Origin of the sequence: Candidatus Leptofilum sp., from assembly GCF_965223525.1 — a bacterium.
Classification (GTDB): domain Bacteria; phylum Chloroflexota; class Anaerolineae; order Promineifilales; family Promineifilaceae; genus Leptofilum.
On sequence record NZ_CBDCWX010000005.1, the window covers coordinates 573728 to 595140 of the forward strand.

18 protein-coding genes are annotated in these 21413 nt (G+C 52.4%); 12 read left to right on the forward strand and 6 right to left on the reverse strand.

Going from position 1 to position 21413, the window contains the following annotated elements; genetic code table 11:
- Positions 1-22: 22 nt before the first annotated feature.
- Both ACOQPM_RS07990 and ACOQPM_RS07995 read right to left on the reverse strand, forming a co-directional pair.
- Complete coding sequence (locus tag ACOQPM_RS07990; protein ID WP_420628719.1) at positions 23-604, reverse strand: hypothetical protein; 582 nt, start codon at positions 602-604, stop codon at positions 23-25.
- Between the two features lie 5 nt (positions 605-609).
- Positions 610-1953: a glycoside hydrolase family 1 protein gene (locus ACOQPM_RS07995; protein WP_420628720.1), complete on the reverse strand. Its 1344-nt coding sequence runs from the start codon at positions 1951-1953 to the stop codon at positions 610-612.
- A 274-nt stretch (positions 1954-2227) separates the two neighbouring features.
- On the opposite strand from ACOQPM_RS07995, the gene ACOQPM_RS08000 reads away from it, so the two are divergent.
- The 6 genes from ACOQPM_RS08000 (at position 2228) to ACOQPM_RS08025 (ending at position 11722) form a co-directional block, all read left to right on the forward strand.
- On the forward strand, positions 2228-2863 hold the full coding sequence (locus ACOQPM_RS08000) for a V4R domain-containing protein (protein WP_420628721.1): 636 nt from the start codon (positions 2228-2230) through the stop codon (positions 2861-2863).
- 75 nt (positions 2864-2938) lie between these two features.
- Complete coding sequence (locus ACOQPM_RS08005) at positions 2939-3808, forward strand: response regulator transcription factor (RefSeq protein WP_420628722.1); 870 nt, start codon at positions 2939-2941, stop codon at positions 3806-3808.
- 100 nt (positions 3809-3908) lie between these two features.
- Positions 3909-8258, forward strand: a complete 4350-nt coding sequence (locus ACOQPM_RS08010; protein ID WP_420628723.1) for an oligosaccharide flippase family protein — start codon at positions 3909-3911, stop codon at positions 8256-8258.
- A gap of 48 nt (positions 8259-8306) precedes the next feature.
- Positions 8307-8981, forward strand: a complete 675-nt coding sequence (locus tag ACOQPM_RS08015; protein WP_420628724.1) for an HD domain-containing protein — start codon at positions 8307-8309, stop codon at positions 8979-8981.
- On the forward strand, positions 8978-10900 hold the full coding sequence (locus tag ACOQPM_RS08020) for an ArnT family glycosyltransferase (RefSeq protein ID WP_420628725.1): 1923 nt from the start codon (positions 8978-8980) through the stop codon (positions 10898-10900). The genes ACOQPM_RS08015 and ACOQPM_RS08020 overlap by 4 nt, the downstream gene beginning before the upstream one ends.
- A gap of 75 nt (positions 10901-10975) precedes the next feature.
- Positions 10976-11722 (forward strand): hypothetical protein, encoded by a 747-nt coding sequence (locus ACOQPM_RS08025; RefSeq protein WP_420628726.1) that lies wholly within the window; start codon positions 10976-10978, stop codon positions 11720-11722.
- 18 nt (positions 11723-11740) lie between these two features.
- Here the strand turns inward: ACOQPM_RS08025 and ACOQPM_RS08030 are convergent, their stop codons facing one another.
- The 3 genes from ACOQPM_RS08030 to aspS all read right to left on the reverse strand — a co-directional run bounded on the left by ACOQPM_RS08030 (position 11741) and on the right by aspS (position 13793).
- A complete protein-coding gene (locus tag ACOQPM_RS08030; protein WP_420628727.1) occupies positions 11741-12166 on the reverse strand; it encodes a type II toxin-antitoxin system VapC family toxin in 426 nt (141 codons plus the stop codon).
- Positions 12163-12411 (reverse strand): FitA-like ribbon-helix-helix domain-containing protein, encoded by a 249-nt coding sequence (locus tag ACOQPM_RS08035; RefSeq protein ID WP_420628728.1) that lies wholly within the window; start codon positions 12409-12411, stop codon positions 12163-12165. The genes ACOQPM_RS08030 and ACOQPM_RS08035 overlap by 4 nt, the downstream gene beginning before the upstream one ends.
- A gap of 80 nt (positions 12412-12491) precedes the next feature.
- A complete protein-coding gene (aspS, locus tag ACOQPM_RS08040) occupies positions 12492-13793 on the reverse strand; it encodes an aspartate--tRNA(Asn) ligase (protein ID WP_420628729.1) in 1302 nt (433 codons plus the stop codon).
- Between the two features lie 605 nt (positions 13794-14398).
- On the opposite strand from aspS, the gene ACOQPM_RS08045 reads away from it, so the two are divergent.
- Positions 14399-14575, forward strand: coding sequence for a hypothetical protein (locus tag ACOQPM_RS08045; RefSeq protein ID WP_420628730.1), 177 nt, complete (start codon positions 14399-14401; stop codon positions 14573-14575).
- A gap of 63 nt (positions 14576-14638) precedes the next feature.
- Positions 14639-16441 carry a chloride channel protein gene (locus ACOQPM_RS08050; protein ID WP_420628731.1) on the forward strand — a complete coding sequence of 601 codons (1803 nt, stop codon included), beginning with the start codon at positions 14639-14641 and terminating at the stop codon, positions 16439-16441.
- Between the two features lie 68 nt (positions 16442-16509).
- On the opposite strand, the gene greA is transcribed toward ACOQPM_RS08050, so the two are convergent.
- Complete coding sequence (greA, locus tag ACOQPM_RS08055) at positions 16510-16995, reverse strand: transcription elongation factor GreA (protein WP_420628732.1); 486 nt, start codon at positions 16993-16995, stop codon at positions 16510-16512.
- Positions 16996-17646: 651 nt separating this feature from the next.
- On the opposite strand from greA, the gene ACOQPM_RS08060 reads away from it, so the two are divergent.
- From ACOQPM_RS08060 to ACOQPM_RS08075, 4 genes are all read left to right on the forward strand, one after another.
- Positions 17647-18120 carry a hypothetical protein gene (locus tag ACOQPM_RS08060; protein ID WP_420628733.1) on the forward strand — a complete coding sequence of 158 codons (474 nt, stop codon included), beginning with the start codon at positions 17647-17649 and terminating at the stop codon, positions 18118-18120.
- 303 nt (positions 18121-18423) lie between these two features.
- Positions 18424-19299, forward strand: a complete 876-nt coding sequence (locus tag ACOQPM_RS08065; RefSeq protein ID WP_420628734.1) for an alpha/beta hydrolase — start codon at positions 18424-18426, stop codon at positions 19297-19299.
- A gap of 17 nt (positions 19300-19316) precedes the next feature.
- Positions 19317-20546, forward strand: coding sequence for an AIR synthase-related protein (locus ACOQPM_RS08070; RefSeq protein ID WP_420628735.1), 1230 nt, complete (start codon positions 19317-19319; stop codon positions 20544-20546).
- A complete protein-coding gene (locus ACOQPM_RS08075; protein WP_420628736.1) occupies positions 20543-21406 on the forward strand; it encodes a shikimate dehydrogenase in 864 nt (287 codons plus the stop codon). The genes ACOQPM_RS08070 and ACOQPM_RS08075 overlap by 4 nt, the downstream gene beginning before the upstream one ends.
- Positions 21407-21413: the final 7 nt, after the last annotated feature.

Genomic DNA, 21413 nt, shown 5'->3' on the forward strand with positions numbered 1-21413 from the left:
AGATTTTTTTCATGAGTAGCGTCTATTCCTCATAAAGATGGTGAACCATTTGTTCATCGATGAAAATGACGGCCTCATTGAACATTTCTAGCGTCATCTCTCGGTCGATTATGGAATGCAAATTAACCACATACTCCTCATATCTTGCAGCCATATTGCACTTATAACCAAAATGACGCCTGAATCCGCAGCCTACCGCAAACTCATCAGCAATTGAACTGTTATAAAAGTCATAGATATTTTCATTGTAAAAGGAGCCGCCTGATTCAGCTAGAAAAGTTCGCGAAGCCTCTTCTTCTTTTCGAAACCGCCAAACATCGTAACCTGCAAGACGGTTTCCTAACTGCCAAAAGAATGACATAGAGGCAGATTCAAAGGCTCCTTGTGATTCCGACGGGCGGTGAATTGGTGTAACGTTGGCTCCGGCAGGAAACAAATCTGACGGTATTTCCAGATCTAACGCATTAAAAGATCGCTCTTCGACGTAGTTTAGAAAAAAACAACTCTCCAGAATCAGCAGGTAGGTAACCAACCCGCACACAAATGCGCTGCCTAAAATTATGATGGCAATAATTCGTGTGGGAGATAACTCACGTTCGTTCATAGGGTTTAATGTACGACTTGCGTCGGAGATTCACCTCTAAATATTGTTTGCAGCAGGTCGGGCGCGTATTTTTGGGCTTGTTGGCTGGTGAGGCTACGGCTGTGGCAAATTTCCTGGTACAAACGGCCGCTTCTCCGCAATCTCCTCTCTTGTGTTTCAACATCCAATTCAATGAGGCCAAACCGCTGCGTCCAGCCACGATCCCACTCAAAGTTGTCTACCAAGCTCCAATGATAGTAACCCATCACCGGATAGTTAAAGCTGATAGCCCGCCACACCTCGCGCAAATGGGTCATGATGAAAGACGACCGTAACCGATCCTCTTTATCTGGCACACCGTTTTCTGTAATGTAGATGGGCTTTTTGTATGGTAGCAACGCCTCAATCATCTGGAATAGCCCGATGGGGTACACCTCGCCGTAATTACCGTCGCTCACCACGGCACCCGGTTCCCACTCTTGTGAAATCAAATCACCAACAGGTGGGAGGTTTACATAAAAGCGCGTGTAGTAGTTCAAACCCAAAAAATCATAGCTGCCCGCCAGATTGGGTATTTTGCGACGGCCAACTGGAAAGTAAAGACGGCCGTTCATCACCGAATCCAGCCACATATTGTTAAACAACCAGCTCAACCGCCCCGCCCCCCAGCGGCTCAGTGCCGAACTGCCAGGCCGTGCCTGCAAGACAACCATATTTTTAGCCACGCCCACCTGCGCCTCCGGCAGCTTTTCTTTAATAGTGTGGTAAGCGGCCGCATGGCAGCACAGCAAGTTGGGGATGGCTCTCAAAGCGCCAGACCAGCCGCCTTGCTTGCCTGCCGGGAATACCCCGGCCAAATAGCGCATAAAGACGTACACCATCGGCTCATTGATGGTGATCCATTTGGGAATCAAATCACCCAGTTTGTCCACTACTTTGGCTGTGTATCGCTGAAAATAATCAACCACCACCTGGCTGCTAAAATCCCCCTTCTCCACCAGCCAAAGCGGATTGCTAAAGTGGTGTAGCGTCACCATCGGCTCAATATCCCGGTCGTGCATGGCTTGCAAGATTTCACGGTAGCGGGCAATGGCAGCAGCATCAAAAACGCTTGGTTCTGGCTCGATGCGGCTCCACTCTAGCGATAGGCGATGGGCGTTGGTACCCATCTCGGTGGCAGCGTCTAAATCTTGCTCCGCATCGGCCCACCAGTTGCTAGCTAATCCAGATTTATGATTGTGCAGAATACGGCCGTCTTCCTGCTCCCACGCCCACCAATCACTGTTTGTATTGTTGCCCTCTACCTGAAAAGCGGCCGTTGCCGTCCCCCACAAAAAATCTGGTGGAAACAATAGCTGTGCCTTTGCCATAGGTTACTCCGTAATGGTTGATAGTTTGTTAGTGGTTAGTTTATTCACCACTTGCCACCAGCCACTAACCACTCGTCCCAAACATTATCACATGAGCCTCCCACCACGCCAAATTCATCCACAGCAAGCATGATCGTAATCCTCACGTAGAAAATACTCCTATTTCATGCGCTGCACGGCGCATAAACTTTGTGCAATAAATAGCAGCTTGCTATACTAAAGAAACGTGCAGCACGCATCAATTTACTATCATAAGGCAGCTTCGGAGGCTTTTGTGAGAGATTTGGTCCCAGAGAGTAACTTCTACTACCCCAACAAAATGGGACGCATTATGTTAACGTCGCTAGAAGAAGTTATGGGCCGCAATGGCTTAAACGCCTTGCTGAATCTTGTTGATCTGCGCCAATATATCCAAAACATGCCCCCCGACAATTTAGAACGCGAATTTGATTTTGCCAACATCAGCAATATCAATCACGGTTTAGAAGAGATTTATGGCCCACGCGGGGGTCGTGGGCTGGCGTTACGCAGCGGGCGCGCCATCTTCTCACGCGGGCTGCGCCAATTTGGTGCTCTGGCTGGCGTAAGTGATCTGGCCTTCAAGGTGCTGCCGCTAAAAACCAAGCTCAAAATTGGCATTCCTGCCGTTGCCCGCATTTTCACTCAATTTAGCGACCAAACCAGCCATGTTGAAGAGGTAGATGACCATTTTCTTTACACGATAGATCGCTGCTCGATGTGTTGGGGACAACAAGCGGAGCGGGCCATTTGCTACATTGCTGTGGGCATTTTGCAAGAAGCGTTGCGCTGGGTGAGTGGCGGACTAGAGTTTCGGGTAGATGAAATTGCTTGCCACGCGGCGGGAGCCGAAGCGTGTGTTTTTAAAATTGACAAAGAACCTATCAAATAGCCAGCTTATGTGGGAGGGATACGGCCGTTTCCCCAAAATGCCGAACCCTGCCAAAAGTACTTTCAGATTGTAGTTATGAATGAAGTAGATAAGAAGAGTAAACGTATCTTTATTGTGGAAGATGATAACGATTTGGCCGAGATGCTTCGCGCCTATTTTCGGGTACAAGGCTACACGGTGGAGGTGGCACCGCGTGGACAAGATGCCGTAGCAGGCATCTCCAAAGAAGTGCCAGATGTAGTGGTGCTAGACATTCGTCTGCCAGATATTGACGGCTACGAAGTGTGTCGTCAGCTACGCAAGGCACGCAAAACGCAAAATATCCCCGTCATCTTTCTGACCGAAAAGCGAGAACGTGAAGACAAGCTAGCAGGCCTGGAGCTCGGCGCTGTGGATTACATCACCAAGCCATTCGACATTCAGGAATTGCGGCTGCGGGTGCGTAACGCCCTGCGTCGTTCGCAAATGAGCACGCTGCTGAATCCGGTAACTGGCTTGCCGGAAGGCACGTTAGTGCGCGAGCAGCTCACGCAAATGCTCGCCCAATCTAATTGGGGCGTGGTGTTGGCTGGCATTCGCGGCCTGAACAAGTTCCGCGACAAATTTGGCTTTGTGGCCGCCGATGATGTCTCGCGGGCGGTGACGTTGATGATTGCCAACGCCGTGCAGGAAAGCGGCAACGGCAACAATTTTGTGGGTCATGCCGATTCGGGTGACTTTGTTATTTTGACTTCCACCAAACATTACCAGAAGCTGGCGGAACGCTGCATGGTGCGGCTGCATCCGTCCATCCAATATTTTTACCCGGCTTTGGAGCGGCAGCGACTGCATGAGCTACCTGAATCTGAGCGACTGACGGTTCACGTAGCGGCCGTTTCATCTGATCAATTCCAGGGCAGCAGCATTGAAGATTTGTTCAAATCGTTGGCAAAACATCGGCTTTAGGTGGTACGGTCGTTTTTGATCCCCCTCACATTTTGATACAATCTGCAATAATTATTGCTAGAAGTTCAACTTCTCTAAGAAGTTGAACTTCTTTTTAGTTATGAAACGATTCCGCACTGATTTATTGTTTTTGCTGGGCTTTTTGCTGCTACCCCTGATGCTGTTTGGTAGTGTAACGCTAGGTGGCCAGACGATGCTGCCGGTGGACAACCTGTATCAGTGGGCACCCTGGTCTGCTTACGCCAGCGACTTCGGCCTCACACAGCCCCAAAACCCGCTTATCAGCGATCTCATCATCCAAAACTATGCCTGGAAGCAATTTGTGCGGGACACTGTTTTTGCCCGCGATATTCCTCTGTGGAATCCAAATTTGTTTGCGGGCGTGCCGTTTTTGGCGGCAGGGCAGCATGGCGCTTACTATCCATTTAGCATCCTGTTCCTCATTTTGCCGCTAGCCAAAGCGTATGGTTGGTACACCGTTAGCCAGATTTGGCTGGCCGGGGCGTTGATGTATGTTTACGGCCGTATCCTCAACCTGCGCCGCCCTTCTGCTTTTATCGCTGGATTGGTTTTCCAGGGTGGCGCGTATTTGGCGATTAGTGCGGCCGTTTTTCCCATGATTAGCGGGGCGGTGGTGTGGCTGCCGCTGTTGCTTGGGTGTGTGGAAAAGGTAATTGGAGATTTGAGATTGGAGATTAGAGACTCACCCAATCTCCAATCTCCAGCCTCCAGTCTCCAGTCATCTACAAAAACCTTGTGGATTGGCCTCGGAGCGATTGCACTTGGCTTCCAAATCCTGGCCGGGCACATCGAATTCACCATTTACACCCTGCTCGTCATGGCCGCTTACGCTGCTTGGCGACTTCTGAGCCAAACCTGGTATTTACGCAATACGCAGTATGCAATACGCAATTTGGTACGGCCGTTCCTTTCCCTCGCCGCCATGATCCTCCTCGGCCTGTTGCTAGGGGCAGTCCAACTTGTGCCGCTATACGAATTGGGTCAGGTAAACTTCCGTGAGGCGGCAACGAGTTATGAAGAAGTGGCCGATTTCGCCTTTAAGCCACGCCGCGTGCTGACGCTGGCACTGCCCAACTTCTTTGGCAACCCCACCCACCACAGCTACACAGACGTGTTCAGCGGCGAAGAAGTGATGTTGAGCCAAAATTATTATGGCGAAGCCAAAACAAACAGCGAATGGGGCATCAAAAATTATGTGGAAGGGGCGATTTATCTAGGCATCTTGCCGCTATTTTTAGCTGTGATTGGGGTAGTTGGCAGCTGGCGAAAACGTAAAGTGCACGTTGGCTTTTTTGCCACACTTAGCTTTTTCTCGTTAGCGTTCATTTTTGGCACGCCGCTCTATGCCATTTTGTATTATGGCCTGCCCTTTGTGAACCAACTACACACGCCGTTCCGCTGGGTATTCCCGCTGTCGCTGGCGGTGGCAGTGCTGGCGGGGTTTGGGGTGGACTACTTGAGCAGCACGCGCAAATGGCAAAGCGTAGAGGAATGGCGAGAGAAACGTGGTGCTAATTTCGATGTCTGGGCGAGCGATTCGACTGTTTCTTGGTGGAAACGGCCGTTCTTCCTCTGGTCTTCAGTTTCTTTAATTACGGGCCTGGCGGGGCTTGCCTTTTGGTCCGGCTTGCTGCTGCTGGGTGGGTTATTTGCTTCTCGTATTTTATATGAACAGTTGCAGCCGATCATTGAACGTCTCTTTTTGGGTTTGGCTGGTGCGCCAGGGGCTTTTCCAAATACGGCCGCCTTTTACAGTTACGAATATCGCCAACTGTTTTTTCTCGCGCTCATGCTCATTGGGGTGGGAACGGTTTTACGTGTAAGTCGTTGTCCGATTTTTGTGGGACGCTGGGGCGGCAGGCAGCCAATCTGGCTGTTTATGGCAGTGGTTTTGCTCATTCTAGATGTGTTTGTAGCCAACTCTGGCTTCCACGCCAGCAACGATCCGACACTGCTCGACTTCAAGCCGGAGATGGTGCAGTGGCTGGAGGCACAGCCCGGCTACTGGCGCATAACCAGCTTTGCGCCGAATGGCGACAAACCGTTCAACGCCAATTCCGGCTGGCTGTTCAACCTGCCAGACGTGCGCGGCTACGATTCAATCATCCCCAAGCAGTACACGGAGTACATGGCGGCCATCGAACCACAAAATGAACTCCAGTTCAACCGCATCCAGCCCATCATTAACTGGGAGTCGCTCAACTCGCCGCTGCTGGACGTGCTGGGCGTGAAGTACGTCATCACCAGCGAGACGATTGACCTGCCCAAGTTCACCGAGGTGTGGCAGGGAGAAGGCGTGCGGATTTATGAAAATACGGCCGTAGTTCCTCGTGCCTACACGCAAGACGGCGGAAAAATTGTCGAGGACACACTCGCTGCGATGAGAGAGCTTGACCCACGCCAATATGTCATCATTGATGAGGCTGACTGGTCATCCGACAGGGTTATCATTGACCAGCTCAACCCAACTACATTGACCCCAGCAACGATTGAGGCTTACAGCAACAGAGAGGTGATCGTCTCCGCGTATACCTTTGACTCCACTTGGCTCATCCTTAACGACAGCTATTTTCCAGGTTGGCGGGCATATAAATCGTTATATGTCCCACCGGAAGCACCAGAGGCAGTTAAGAGATCTGTCGCCCAAACGGAAGTTGAGGGACCGATTCTACGTGTTAACGGCAACTTTCGAGCTGTTGGCCTAGCCCCCTGGGGGGCTACGACACAAGAGTCAGAGCAGTTAAATATGATCATTGAAAAGTATCCAGAGTGGCTGGATATTGAACATTGGCAAGTGCGCTTCCGCTACAGCCCGACGAGCTTCCAGCTTGGCGCGTTGGGCAGCTTCATGGCCGGAATCATTCTGCTGTTTGGCACAATAGTGTGGGGCTGGCGGCGCTTCTACAAGCAGGAAGACGAGCAAAGCGTCACCCGCTCCCTCGCCAAAAACAGCCTAGCCCCCATCGCCCTGAATCTGTTCAACAAATTGATTGATTTTGGCTTTGCCGCCTTTTACCTGCGGCTGCTCGGCCCCGCTGGCTCCGGCAGCTTCCAAACCGCCATCGTCACCGCCGGAATTTTCGACATCATTGCCAACTTCGGCCTGGACATCCTGCTCATCCGCGACGTAGCCAATGACCGCGACAAAGCCCCCAACTACCTGCTCAACACCACCGTCCTCCGCCTTGGTGCAGGCGTCATTGCCGCCCTGCCCGTCGTGGCCATCATTGCTACCACCAACTTGTTTGACCAAGCCAACGCCCTCACCCAGCCAGAGATTTTGGCGACGGCTCTCATCATGATTGGCATGGTCTTTTCCGGCATGTCCAAAGGGGTGACGGGGCTGTTCTACGTGCACGAAGAGGCGGAAGTGCCCAACGCGATGACCACGGTAACAACGATCCTCAAGGTGGGCTTTGGCGTGACGGTGTTGTTGATGGGCTTTGGTTTTGTGGGGCTTGCGGCCGTTTCCATTCTCACCAACGTCATCACCCTAGGGCTGCTGCTGGCGATTGCCCTACGCCGCTACACGCTGCGCGGCCCCTGGCGGCTCGACTGGCAGCTTCAGCGGCAGATGCTGCGAGCTGGCTTCCCGCTCATGCTCATCCATCTGCTACAAACCGTCTTCATCTCGATTGATACGTATTTGCTGCGGGTGTTGCTGGACAACGGGCAAGAGGTAGCGGGCTGGTACAGCAGCGCCTACAAATGGTTCAATGCCCTGCAAATTGTGCCCTCGTTTTTTACGCTGGCACTCTTCCCCATCATCTCGCGGTGCATTGGCGAATCGCTTGATGCAGCACGGCAGATGTATGCCATGTCGCTCAAGCTGATGCTGCTGCTGGCACTGCCCATCGCCGCCGTGACCCATTATTTGGCGGTACCGCTGGTGCAAATCGTGGCTGGGGAAGAATTTTTGCCTGCTGGAGCGGTTGCGCTACAAATCGTCATCTGGTCCATCCCGCTGGGCTGGCTGAACAGCGTCACCAATTACGTACTCATCAGCCTGGGGCTGGAGAGCAAGCAGCCGCGTGCCTTCACGGTGGCGGTGCTGTTCAATCTCATCGCCAACTTCATTTTTATTCCGCGCTTTAGCTACGTGGCGGCTGGCGTCACTACCATTTTGTCTGAGTTGGTGCTGCTAATTTTATTTGATTATTATTTGCGGCAGAAGATGGAGGGGATTAAGTCGCTAGGGTTGTTGGGACGGCCGTTTCTCCTTACAGCAATTATGTTTGGTGGTATGTGGCTGGGTGGGCAACTGCATCTCGTCGTCGGGCTGCTCATCGGCGCAATCATCTATCCGGCAGGATTATTTCTGCTTGGCATCATCGGTGCAGAAGAGAGAAAAGTGCTGGGCAACATCCTGCCCAACGCCATTGCTTACCGCCTGAAACTCATTGAAAAGGACGCTGATGAACACAGATGACGCTGATTATTCCGCGCTCGCCTGCGCTCGTCCGCGTCCCTAAAAAATATGGATATCCATCGAACGAACCAAATTGAACTGTATGCTGAGAAGATGATGACCGGTCCATTTGTAGTTGAGGCGTTCCGCATTGCCCATGAGATGCCGCACATCCGCCGCGTTTACGCTAACGCGCTGCGGCTGGCAAAAGCAGAGGGCTATTATCACCAAGATCGCGTTGCCGCCGCTGCCCTGCTGCACGACATCGGCTTGCCTGTTGTGCAAAAACGCGGCGATCACCCCACAGTTGGTGCCGAACTGGCGGGTCAATTTTTGCTAGCAAATGGTTTGTTTACTTCGGATGAGATTGCGGAAATTTGTCAAGCGATTGTGGATCACGGCCGTTTAGACGGCACTGCCCCACTCAGCCACATTTTATGCGATGCTGACAGGCTCGAGATGCTGGGGAATATTGGCATCATGCGTGCCTTCACCTCCAAAGCGCATCTGCCCGTGTATGATCCAGCCCATCCACGAGGCGAAACGTGGGACATCACAGCCGATGGTATCACAGAGCGGTTTCGGGCAGGTCTTGGAATCGGCCCCACCATTTTGGATCAGATCAATTTCCAGATTAGCTGCTATGAAAATTTGAGCACAGAGACAGCGCGGAGTTGGGGACGGCCGTTGCGCGACACAATGCGCCAATTTGTCATCCAATTTGCCAAGGAAGTGACGAGATGAGCCAGTCAGGAAACCGGCAGCCCGTCTGGGTCATGACCACACTGCTGCTTGCTGGAGCAGCACTGCGACTGTTTGGGCTCAACAACCTTTCCCCACCCGGCATTACCCACGACGAGGTGGCCAACTGGCTCATTGACCGCTCCATTTTGGCGGGTGAACACGCCATCTACTTCACCCGTGCTTACGGACATGAAGCGGGTTTCCATTATTTGCAAAGTGGCCTTGTCGCTTTGCTTGGGGACAACATTTTGGCGCTGCGTCTGCCCGCCGCGTTTTGTGGCCTGCTTGGCATGGCCGTCACCTTTGCCCTCTCACGTAAATTATTTGGCAAAAATGTCGCCCTCATGGCGGCAGGATTGTTGGCGGTGCTGTTTTGGCCCGTGTTTTACGGCCGTCTCGCCCTCCGTGCTATTTCCCTGCCACTGACTTCTGGGCTATCCGCTTACTTTTGGTGGCAAGGATGGGAGTGGCGCGGTGAGGACACCGGCCACAGCCAAAGACGATTTACTCTAGCAGGCTTTTTCGCGGGCCTCAGCCTGCACACCTACCTGGCTGCCCGCGCCGTGCCAATTTTCTACGCGCTGTGGCTGGCATACCTGGCGATTTTTCATTGGCGTGACTTTAAGCAGCGGTGGCGAGGGATTGTGATCTTTTTACTGATGTTCGCCGCCGTTGCCGCGCCGCTCATCATCTTCTTGCAAACCAATCCCGGCGCAGAGTTTCGCATTAGCGAGGTGGATGCACCATTGCAGGCGTTGCGATCTGGCAATTGGCAGCCGGTGCTGGAAAATGGCCTCAAGTTGCTGGGGATGTTTGGCTTTGTGGGGACGCCGCTGTGGCGCGAGGGCGTATCGTCGGCTCCCGTTTTTGAGCCGATTGTGGCTGTGTTGTTTTACATAGGATTGCTGCTTTGCCTGTGGCGTTGGCGACGGCCGCGCTATGCCTTTTTGCTGATTTGGTTGGGAACGGCCGTTTCCCCCAGTCTCGTCACCATCAATGCCCCTAGCCACATTCGCAGCATCCTCGTTTTGCCCGTCCTCACCCTGATTCCGGCCATAGTTATGCACAGTTCAGGGCAGTTATCCACACTTTTCCGCCACTTATCCACAAGAAGTTCCCGAATATTGCTCTTGACGATCTTTTTGTTTTATGCTGCCCGAACATCTGTTTTACAGTTTCAGACGTGGCCCAACGGCGGCGACGTGCCGTTTGTGTGGCAAGCCGCGTTTACAGAGATGGCCGATTATTTGGACGGCCATACCGACCTCACTGCTGCCGCCATTGCTGGTTGGTCACCCAGCACGATGGACAGCCCCACGATGACCCTCCTGCGCCAAAACGATGACCTCCCTCTGAGCCACTTTGACCCGCAGGAAGGCACCCTCATTTTGCCTGACGCAGAGCCAGTGGTGGTGATACGACCGTCTGACCTACCGCTTGATCCAGTTTGGGAGAAACAGTTACAACTGTGGGGAGCGGAGATTGAGCAGGACGGCCGTTTCACTCGCTACGCCTTACCCAAACAGCCTGCCATCGAATTAGCAAATCCGGTGGACGTTACGTTTGGGGAGGAAATCAAATTGCTAGGGTATGAATGGGTAAATGAGAGAGCGTTGTTATTGGTTTGGCGGGTAACGGCCGTTCCCACCGCCTCCCGCCAACAGTTCATCCACAGCCTCGCCGCCGACGGCAGCCAACTAGCCGACACCTACCGCTTCGACGCCCCGGACCCGCAAGGCATCTGGTTCCCCCACTGGCAACCCGACGACCTAATTTTGCAGCACCTCACCCCACCCGCACTGGACGAGGCCACCCAACTGCGCCTAGGCTGGTTTGACCCCGCCACCTGCACGCCGGAGCCTTGCCAAAATCTACGCACTGGGGATGGAGCAAAATTTGTGTTGCTGCCAATGGAGTAATTGGGTAATTTGGTAACTAGGGAACATTTGAACCCTGCAAGCTACGTTGCAAGAATTTTTTGTGAGGATGAGTGAATGTTACGTAAAATCCGAGATTTCTTTCGCAGAAAACCCGCAACGCCACCAATAACTGAGGGAGTGTTAGCAGTGAAATTTGCTAACTTCTTCATCAACTACGCCCAAAATCTGCCACCCGATCAAGAATATGAAACTGTAGGCTGGGGAGAAGATCAGCGCGAACGAATGTTTCAGAAGTCCAGCCATCTTCATTACAAGGAAAAGCGTGAATTTGAGACAAAATGCTGCAAAATTTTTCAATTGGATTATCGGACAGTCGAAGCAATCTTGGCACATTGTGCTAACAACGATGAAATTCTCTGGCTGGATAATCACCTGAATAACCAAGATTTCGAGAAATTTCTACTGCTTGAAGAGTTTCTAAAGCGACTGCCAACACAACCCACAGAATTTGCAACCTTATTTACTAAGTTAAAGTTGAGTTATCTTGGCAGGCCTAAGCTGATTTCAAAAGCCTCACAAATAGCTCCCTCAAAAGAACGGTATGAGAAACTTTGGTCATATTCAGAAGCATGGCAGGAAAAACTTTTAGCAGATGCCAAGCTCATCGAAGAGCTTGATACTCGCATTTTCCTACCCCGTTGCATTCAAGCGAGGGAAGGATATTCTCTTACGTTTTTTGTTTGGACAAAAATTTTAGGTCGTCTATTTCAAGTTGAGTGTGAAATCAATCATTCAGGAGCAGTTCAATATTCCTTAACGCTGCTTGTGAACGGGATAGGTGATGCTTTTACACCACGTTAATTGATTGGGTTTGGGGAGCTATTGGCCCATCATCCAAGGATTAACCACTATCAATCCTGAAATACCCGTGAAATCTTTCTCATTTCGGGTGGCTAGGCGTAAGCCACCTGCCAGGGCAATGGCGGCAATTTGGGCATCTTCAACGGTGATGGGACGGCCGTTTCTTGTACGCGCTGCCACTAATTGACCATATTGAACTGCGGCCATTTCCCCAAAGACCAAGCATCTCCCCAAAAACTGGTCAAACATCTGTTGTGCGGCAAAGGCAATTTGCTGTTTACGTTGACCATTTGGCAACAGGGCAATGCCTAACTCAATTTCTGCTCGCGTGATGGCGCTGATGTAGAGCGTGTTCACCAGTTGATCATCCATCCAGCGCACCACATTTACCTCTGGTGTAGGCTTCATTAACTCAGACAGAACATTCGTATCTAGCAAAATCATGCTGGTTCTTCAAAGTTTGGTGCGGGGCGTGTTGGAGAGCGGGCTGGTAATTCGAACTCCACGCCACCGATAGCTGCAAATTCCTCAACGATTCGTGTACCTAGCCCTTTTTCCTCGGCCTGCTGCACAGCACGAGCCAAGATTCGGCGTACTTCTTCCTCCATTGAGTGTCCTCGTGTGGCCGCCAATTGGCGCAATTTTTGTTTTGTTTGGTTGTCCAAATTCCGAATTGTTAGCGTTGCCATATCTTACCTCATAGTTGCTATCATTGACTGCAATGCAGTCAATGATAGCACATCGTTCCGTGATTGTAAATCGCTGTGCATCAAGGAGTGAGGCGCTTCTGGTCGCGGGGGAAGAGCGTGGCTAGACGCAAGTTGGACAAGCCAAGAAGCTGCATCAGCAGCCGCTCTAGCCCGATGGCAAAGCCACCGTGCGGCGGCATCCCGTAGCGGAACGCTTCCAGGTACGTCTCGAATGGCGCTGTGGGCAGATTGGCTTTTTCCAAAGCCGCCAAATAGTCTGCGTAGACGTGCAGCCGCTGTCCGCCGGTGATCAGTTCTGTACCGCGAAACAGCAGGTCGAAGGAGTTTGAGTAGGAGGGATTTTGCGGGTCTGGATGGGTGTAGAACGGCCGTTTCCCCATCGGGTAGCCCACCACAAATAAAAAGTCGCTGCTGTGTTCTTGCTGCGCCCACTCACCTAGCCAGCGCTCATCCTGCGGCGAGAGGTCTGGCTCGCCACGCACATCCACGCCATGCCGCTGCCAGATCAACTCCTGCGCTTCAGCAAAATGAATGTGTGGGATATCCACAGGCACTTCCGGCAAGTTTGCTTTGAGTAGTTCCAACTCTGCCGCATACCCTTCAGCCAACGTTTGGAAAATGCCTGCTAGCACCGTTCGCACCATCGCCATCACCGAAAAATGATTCTTGATGAAGCCAAACTCCACATCTAGGCTCACATATTCGTTTACATGGCGCGACGTGTCGTGCGGCTCAGCACGGAACACCGGACCAACCTCAAAGACGCGCTCAAACACGCCAACCATAATCTGCTTATAAAATTGTGGGCTTTGGGCTAAAAATGCTTCGCTATCAAAATAGTTGAGCTTGAACACGTTCGCCCCACTTTCCGTAGCTGAGGCCACCAGCTTGGGCGTTTGCACTTCGGTAAAATGGTTGGCCCCTAACGTTGCCCGGAAGCTCGCCATTGCCCCAGCCGCCAAGCGAAACACCGCCCGCCGCTGCGGATGTCGGTTCGCCACCACTGCATGGTCTAGCAACGTAGGCAACCCCGCCTTCAGCCGCTTTTGTTGCAGCGGCACAGGGGCAAGTTCCATCACCGGGGTGATGACCTCAATTTGCGGCTGGTGCAGCTCCACGCCGCCCGACGCTTGCGGCGTGGCCACAACCGTGCCCATCAGGGCAATGACACTTTCCAAATTTAGCTCGGCAATGGGTGCCAAGTCGGTCTCACTTTCGGTAACGGCCTGAATCATTCCCCAGCCGTCGCGCAGCACCACAAAACTCACGCCACCCAGGCGGCGCACGTTGTGCATCCAACCCGTCAGGCGCACCTGCCGCCCAACATGGCTGCTCGCTTCTACAGTCCTGATTGTGTTCATAAAAATCTCCTTTTGGTTGCTGGTGGTTAGTGTGTTAGTAGCCAGTCGCTCTACCAGCCACAAACAAACTAGCCACTAAAACAAAAACTCGCCCTCAACTTGGAGGACGAGTTCAGCGAACAGCAAGCCATTGCTTGCCGATAACAAAAAACGCCCGTCCCCTTTCGGGGGACGAGTGTCTGTTTGTGTACTCGTGGTGCCACCACCAATTTGCCGTTGCCAGTATGCCTAGCGCGGGCCTCTTGCGACCTGATATTTGCTTTTGCAAATCACCTAAGTCTGGGCGCTGTAACGGGCGCACCCGGTTGCGGTTACTCAGTAATCAGTTACAAAACTGATCACTGCATACTGTTTACTGAATACTGTTCACCGATTCAGCTCATGGGTGTCATTAACCGGGTTTGCTGGCGATCCTTGCAGCAGATGGGTCGCTCTCTGGGCAGCAAAGGGGCCGATTAACCTGTCCCTTTCATTGCTTTTGGGTTATGGGTTGTTTGGTGGCGCATCATAGCAAATGAGCAAGCGGGTTGTCAATGCTCATTTTGCCAAAGATTGTAAAATACCCTGAACCCGAACACAATTTCACACCTTAAGGACAGGCAAACATGGCAAACGGCCGTTCAAATTCAACAACTGATCTCATCTGGTGCACCGGGCAAAAGCTGCGCCAGCACCTTGACCATGTACAACCACCAGATACTCTGGTCATGGTCCTTGTTGCTTTGATTGTGGGTGTTGGCACTGGGCTAGGTGCCGTGTTATTTGTCTGGTTGCTGCGCTAAATCGGTCAATTCACAGCACAAACTCAACAGTGGGTCGGCGACGTGTGGGGGCTGCTGCTGGCGATGAGTATTGCGGGGTTGCTGGTTGGGTACAGCGTCAATCGTTGGGCAAAAGAAGCAAAAGGGCACGGCGTGCCAGAAGTAATGGAGGCAATTGCCTTGCACGGCGGCCGAATACGGCCGCGTATCGCCATGATCAAGGTACTGGCTTCATCCCTCACCATTGGTACAGGTGGTTCGGCTGGGCGTGAAGGGCCGATTGTGCAGGTTGGCTCTGCGCTAGGTTCTACCATTGGCCAACTGTTTCACTTTTCCGGCGAGCGGATTCGGACTCTGGTGGCTTGTGGGTCAGCGGCGGGAATCGCCGCGACGTTTAACGCACCCATTGCTGGAGCTATCTTTGCCTTAGAGGTCATCTTGGGCAAATTTACGGTGAACTATTTTGGGGCGGTGGTCATTAGCTCCGTGGCGGCTGGCATTATTGGCCGGGCATTTCTAAGTGATAAGCCTGCTTTTGAAGTGCCTGCTTATTCGGCTCAGTTGAGCGAGCTGCCGATTTATATATTGCTGGGCATACTGGCGGCTGTTGTCGCAGTTTTGTTTATACGCTTGCTTTACTTTATGGAAGAGATATTTGAGAAGTGGCGTTGGCACCCGGCATTGAAAGCAGCAGTAGGCATGGTGCTCGCGTTGGCGGTAGCTTTGCTGCTGCCAGGGCGCGAGGCACTTGGCCCTGGGTTAGAATTTATTGGCGAAGCGATTGCTGATGATTTCAGCTTGCCATTGAGCTTAATGGCAGCGCTGTTAATAACAAAGATGTTAGCCACTGGCTTTACCTTGGGAGCGGGCAATCCAGGTGGTGTGTTTGCCCCTAGCTTGTTTATGGGGGCGATTGTAGGCGGCATGGTAGGGTCAGTGGCGCATTCCATTTGGCCAGAGGTGGCAGTAAATCCGGGAGCCTATGCTATTGTGGGTATGGCAGCCGTGCTTTCTGGCGCGGCGCGGGCACCGATTACGGCCGTACTCATCGTGTTTGAAATGTCTAATGATTACAAATTGATCTTACCCTTGATGCTGGCAACGGTGCTTTCTACTTTGCTAGCAGAGCACCTATTCAGCGAATCTATTTACACGCTCAAGCTAAAGCTCAAAGGCATTACCTTGCAGCGCGGGCGCGATTTGGACGTGATGCAAAGTTTGCTGGCCAAAGAAGCCATGACGCCTGATCCATACCTGGTGCAGGAAAACATGTCGCTTGCAGAGTTAGGCGATTTGCTCCAGCGCACCCATCATCACAGCTTCCCGGTGGTGGATGAGGTACTCAATTTAATGGGCATGGTAAGCTTGCGCGACTATGAACGTGCGGTTAACCAGGAAAACGGCATCGAACTGCGGGTGCGAGATATTGCGACAATGGGGCGGCTGCTCATTGCCTATGATGACGAGCCACTAAGCGAGGTCGTGCGGCGGCTGGCCGTGCGAGGCATTAACAAGTTGCCAGTGGTATCGCATGCGAATCCAAAGCGCGTCGTGGGGGCAATTCGGCGCGAGGATATTGTGAAAGCGTACAATATTGCCCTGGCGCGGCGCACAGAAGATGAACCCAATATTGAAAAGTTGGCGGCACTACCAAACTCGCAGATGTTTTTTCTGGACATTGAAATTACGCTAATGAGTCACGCAGCCCACAAAACGGTGGCAGAGATCGCGCCAGAGTTGCCGTATGAATGTGTGGTGGTTTCGGTGCGGCGTGAAGAAGGGCTGCTGGTGCCGCATGGCAACACGGTTTTACAGCCGGGGGATGTGCTGAATGTGTTTGTACGTCGTGCAGATGAAAAGCAGCTGCTGGATTGTTTCTTCGCTTAGAGGGATATAAAAAAACGGCCGTCCTCGTGAAAGATGGCAGTTTCAAATCGTAAAAATTTGCGCTCAACCTATTTAATCGTCTGAACACGTAGCTGAATCTGCCCGCTGGGGGTCTGTACAGCAACCGTTTGTCCTTTTTTAGCACCTAACAAAGCACGGCCAAAGGGGGATTCATTGGAGATACGGCCGTTGCTGGGGTCAGCCTCATGTGCCCCAACAATCGTGTACGTTGCTTCGTATTCTTCACCTTCATCAAACTCCACAACTGTCACCGTATGCCCTACCCGCACCTTATCGGCTGGGCCCACATCCTCAATAATTTTGGCGCGGCGTAGCGAATCTTCCAGGTCTTTAATACGACCCTCAACAAATCCTTGCTCTTCTTTGGCAGCATGATAATCAGCATTTTCCTTTAAGTCACCTTGTGCAATTGCTGCCTGCAACTTATTCGCAAGCTCTTCCTGCTTTTCACCTTTCAGGAATGCCAATTCATCTTTAATTTTTTGTAACCCTTCTTCGGTTAAATAGACAACACCTGTTAAATCTTGCGTCATTGCCATTTCTCCATATACAAACCACTCAGCAACGAGCCGTTCGTAAACAGTACACGGTTCTATAAACTTGGTTAATTTCTGTGGAAACTCGTGCTATACCTGGGTGCTTCCCAAGCAGTTAATCAGGCAGTTAGCCTAATTCTGAAGCAATTGCCAAATAAGTTGCCTGGCAAATACAGGTTGCTCCAGTACAAGTACACATCTGTTAATTTGCGGATAACGTTGTGATGTTTGCCACAACGTTACATCTAACGAAGCTGCGTCACGATTACAGTGAACCAAAGAACCCCGCTCTTTGCGGGGCAAATTACCTGTTTGTAGATGACGTTTGCTATACGCTGAACGGCAGGTAGTATAGCCGAGCGATTTTGTTCTGTCTAGCAATTTCCGTTTTGCAAATTGCACATTCATTCATTTTTCAGGTATTGGCCTTTCTTGGGAAAAGAGAAATTGCGTCAAATAGTCAGATTGGCACATTGAAATATAATGGCTTTCCATCTACATTAACATGCTAAAGACGAGCAACTGGGGCGGGATGCCAAATCTGTATAATTGCCACCGACTGTTCGAACTGATTTCATAAATTCATGGGAGCAAACCCTCTGCAAATGACCAACCGTCTGGCTGCTTATTTTGCAGGTCATCAACGGTATGAAACATGCACAGCAGGCAATCTTAAACTCGCTTCATGACTTCCCAAAAACATGTGCCGACTATATTTATGCCCTGGTTCTCAATGAGATTGGGGACGCATTGGTTTTTGAGTTGCCTCGTGAAGGGGGCAGCGGTGTTCATTGGCAAATGCTCAGTGTGCCATTCAGTGCCAGTAGTGACCCATTTACGGCCGTTCAAACCGCCCTCCTGCATAAAACCGGCTACAAAACCAGCCACTGGTCTTATTTGGGCACCCACATCATGACACAAGATGAATCAACTGCTGTTGGCTACTATTTTTGCGCCAAGCAAGCACATCAAATTGCAGACCCGCGGCCAAATGGCAGTTCTCCCAGCGTAGCCAAGTGGGTGCCACTTACTGATTTACGGTACGCGCTTTTAGACGGCCGTATCCTCCTTACCAGTCACGCACTCACCGCCTCACTCGCCCTGTTAACGCTCCATAAATAAACAATCAGGATTTTTCAATTGTCGCAGTTTTAGGACGCGAACAAGCGCGGGCGACGCGGAAAATTGCTTATCATCTGCGCTCGTCCGCGTTCATCCGCGTCCCATTGGGTTGTGAGTCGGACTTCTGAATAACCTTGAACAAACGTTAGCCTCTGTTTGCCGCCATGATTGCTTCTTTATATACTTTGCCAATCAACGTTGCGGCAAAAGCCGTTCTGTTGTCAAGAGCAGAATTTAGCGAAACCCATTACCACTTCAGACAACTTGTTGTTGCATTTTCCGCAGCAAAAAGGACAGGTCAAAATGCCATTTGCGCCCACGTATGATGTGCCAGCCGAGCGCAGAGCTTACATTGAACCAGCAAGAGTTGAAAATGAGAACGGCCGTATCGGCCTACTCATGCTGCACGGATTTATGGGCAGTCCATTAAGCTCGCACCCGATGGCCAACTACCTGGCCGAGCATGGCGTGAGCGTGCATTGCCCGCTGCTGCCAGGGCATGGCCATCACCCAGACAAGCTACGGAAAATCCCTCGACAAGCGTGGCTGGATGAAGCGGAAGAAGCGTTTGAGGCCGTGCAAGGTTTGTACGACGAGCTATTTTTGATGGGGCATTCGATGGGAACCATTTTGGGCGCGCATTTGTGTTTACAAAATCCAGACCCGCGCGGCTTGATTATGTTAACTCCCTTTTATGATGTGCCGGATGATCGGCTGAATCTGGTGAAATATTTGCGCTACGTGATGACCTGGTTTTACCCGCACAAAATGCGCTCGATGCGAAAGTTGGTGCGTGAGCGGGTGCTGGATTTTGATCCCACCATCAATTTTGATGATCCAGAGTTCCAAAAAAACGATCTGCCGAAAGTAAGCCGGGTACCGATAGATGCTTTGGTGGAGATGGTGAAAATGGCAGCGTACGGCCGTACCCTCTGGCCAAAGTTCACAACGCCTTCTATCATCTTTCGCGGCGGGCACGACCCAGCCGTGAAGCCTGGCACCATAGACGCCCTGTATGCCGTCCTGCCAGGGCCAGACAAAAAGCTGGTAACGTTTGAGGAAGCGGGGCATGAACCGATGCGGCCGTTTGATCCCGCCCACAAAGAACTATGGTCACAAGCCCTGGAATTTATCCGCCAGCATTCCAAAATTGGCCTCCCCGCCGTTTCCGCAACTTAACCACCTAAAACGCACAAATGCACAAAACTTTCCAAGCGACCATAAACTACACAGCACCTCCACCCGGGCAAACCAGAAATTCCCGCCTACAAATCATCAACGGACTGCACAACAATTACATCTGGGCGGCTACCGAGCAACTAAACAAATCGCAATTGTTCAACAAGCTCGCCACATCGAGCCTTCTGCCCGATCTCGATAGCTCTGGCGTACAAGGCCGCCTGCCAACATTGCCCATCCCCCCGCTGGAGGCAAGCTGGGAACCGACTAATCCCGCAGATGTGACCTTGCCGCCAGGAAAATCTTGTACTCTGGCGCAACGCTTGGTGAGCCTGCTTGTCCATGCCAAACCACCCAAAACAGGGGCATCCAGCCAGCCTAAAGCCAAAAATATTGCGTTCGGCAGCAGCTTTTACCCTGGCATCCCTGATCTCGATCTGTACATGCTGGCTTGGGCAACGGTGGACAGAGCGGTAAGCTCCATTGTCGCCGCAGGCGCAGATCCGGATCAGATCGCCATTTTGGCAGATTTCAGCGTGGGTGAGCTAAACACGCCAGAACAGCTAGGCGGTTTGGTGCGATCTGTACAAGGGTGCCACGATGCGGCCGTTTCCCTCCAAACCCCGTTCGCTGCCAGCAAATACCGTCTCAATGAGGACGCCCCCGGTGGCAATGGATTTGCTCTCCACATCACTGCGCTAGGCATTGTGCCAGATAAAACCAAAGCGGTAACGGCCGATTTGAAGCAGGCGGGCAACTTCATCTTTGTGGTGGGCGACACCCGCGCCGAGTTGGGTGGCAGCCACTTTAACCAGGCTGGTGGCCGCGCCGAGGGCAGCCGCACCGTGCCAAAACCGGTCGCCGACAGCCGAACCCGAATGCAGCGGCTGCACCAAGCCATCCAGGAAGGGATAGTCCAAGCTTGCCACCTCTGCGGCGAAGGGGGCGTGGCGGCAACTTTAGCCCAGATGTGCATTGCTGGGCGCATGGGTGCAGAGCTACAGCTCATCCACGTACCGCGCGACTGGCACGCAGCTTACTCCACCGATGAGGTGATCCTGTTTGCCGAATCGTTGAGTCGCTTTTTGGTAGAAGTGCGCCCGGAAGATGCACCCCGCTTCCGCACGCTGATGGCTGATGTGCCACATGAATGCGTGGCGGTAATCGGTGGAGAGCAGTTGCTGGTAAACGGCCGTACCGGCACCCCAATCCTGAACCTGACTGTTGAAGAGTTAACCCAAACATGAGCAAAATCAACGGCAAAACCCAACTCACCGGCCTGATGGGTTGGCCAGTTTCCCACAGCTTTAGCCCGGCAATGCACAATGCCGCCGCTGAGTCGCTGGGGCTCAACTGGGCTTACGTGCCGCTGCCCGTGCCGCCAGACGGGGTGGCAGCGGCCGTTTCTGGCCTGGCCGCGCTGGGGTTTCGGGGGGTCAACGTCACCGTGCCGCACAAGCAAGCCGTCATACCCTTGATGGATGATCTGGAACCAGGCGCAGAGGCCATCGGCGCAGTGAATACAATTGTGGTGGGGGAAAACGGCCGTTTTACCGGGCACAATACCGACTGGTCTGGCTTTTTGGCTGATTTGCGGACACACGATGTGCAAATTGCCAATCGAGACTGTTTGTTGCTAGGCGCAGGCGGCTCGGCACGAGCGGCAGCTTACGGACTGGCCAAATCCGGGGCGCGGGTACACGTTTTGGCGCGACGGGTTGCCCAAGCAAATAAGTTGGTGGCAGATTTACGGCCGTACCTATCCCACAGATTGCTCACCAGCTTACCGCTAGCCCAACTGCCAGAAGCTGCCGCCAGTACCACCGCCCCTCTCATCATCAACAGCACCCCGCTGGGCATGACCCCCAACGAAACCACCACACCCTGGCCAGATGAACTGTCTTTCCCCCCAAATGCCGTCGTCTACGACCTGGTGTACACGCCCCGCCACACCCGCCTGATGCAGCAAGCCGAAGCGGCAGGTTGCCAAGCCATCAATGGATTAGGCATGTTGGTGCAGCAAGGAGCCAAAGCATTTGCTTTATGGACGGACCAACAGCCAGATACGGCGGTCATGCGCCGCGCCATCGAGCAGTTTCATCCATAAAGGATTT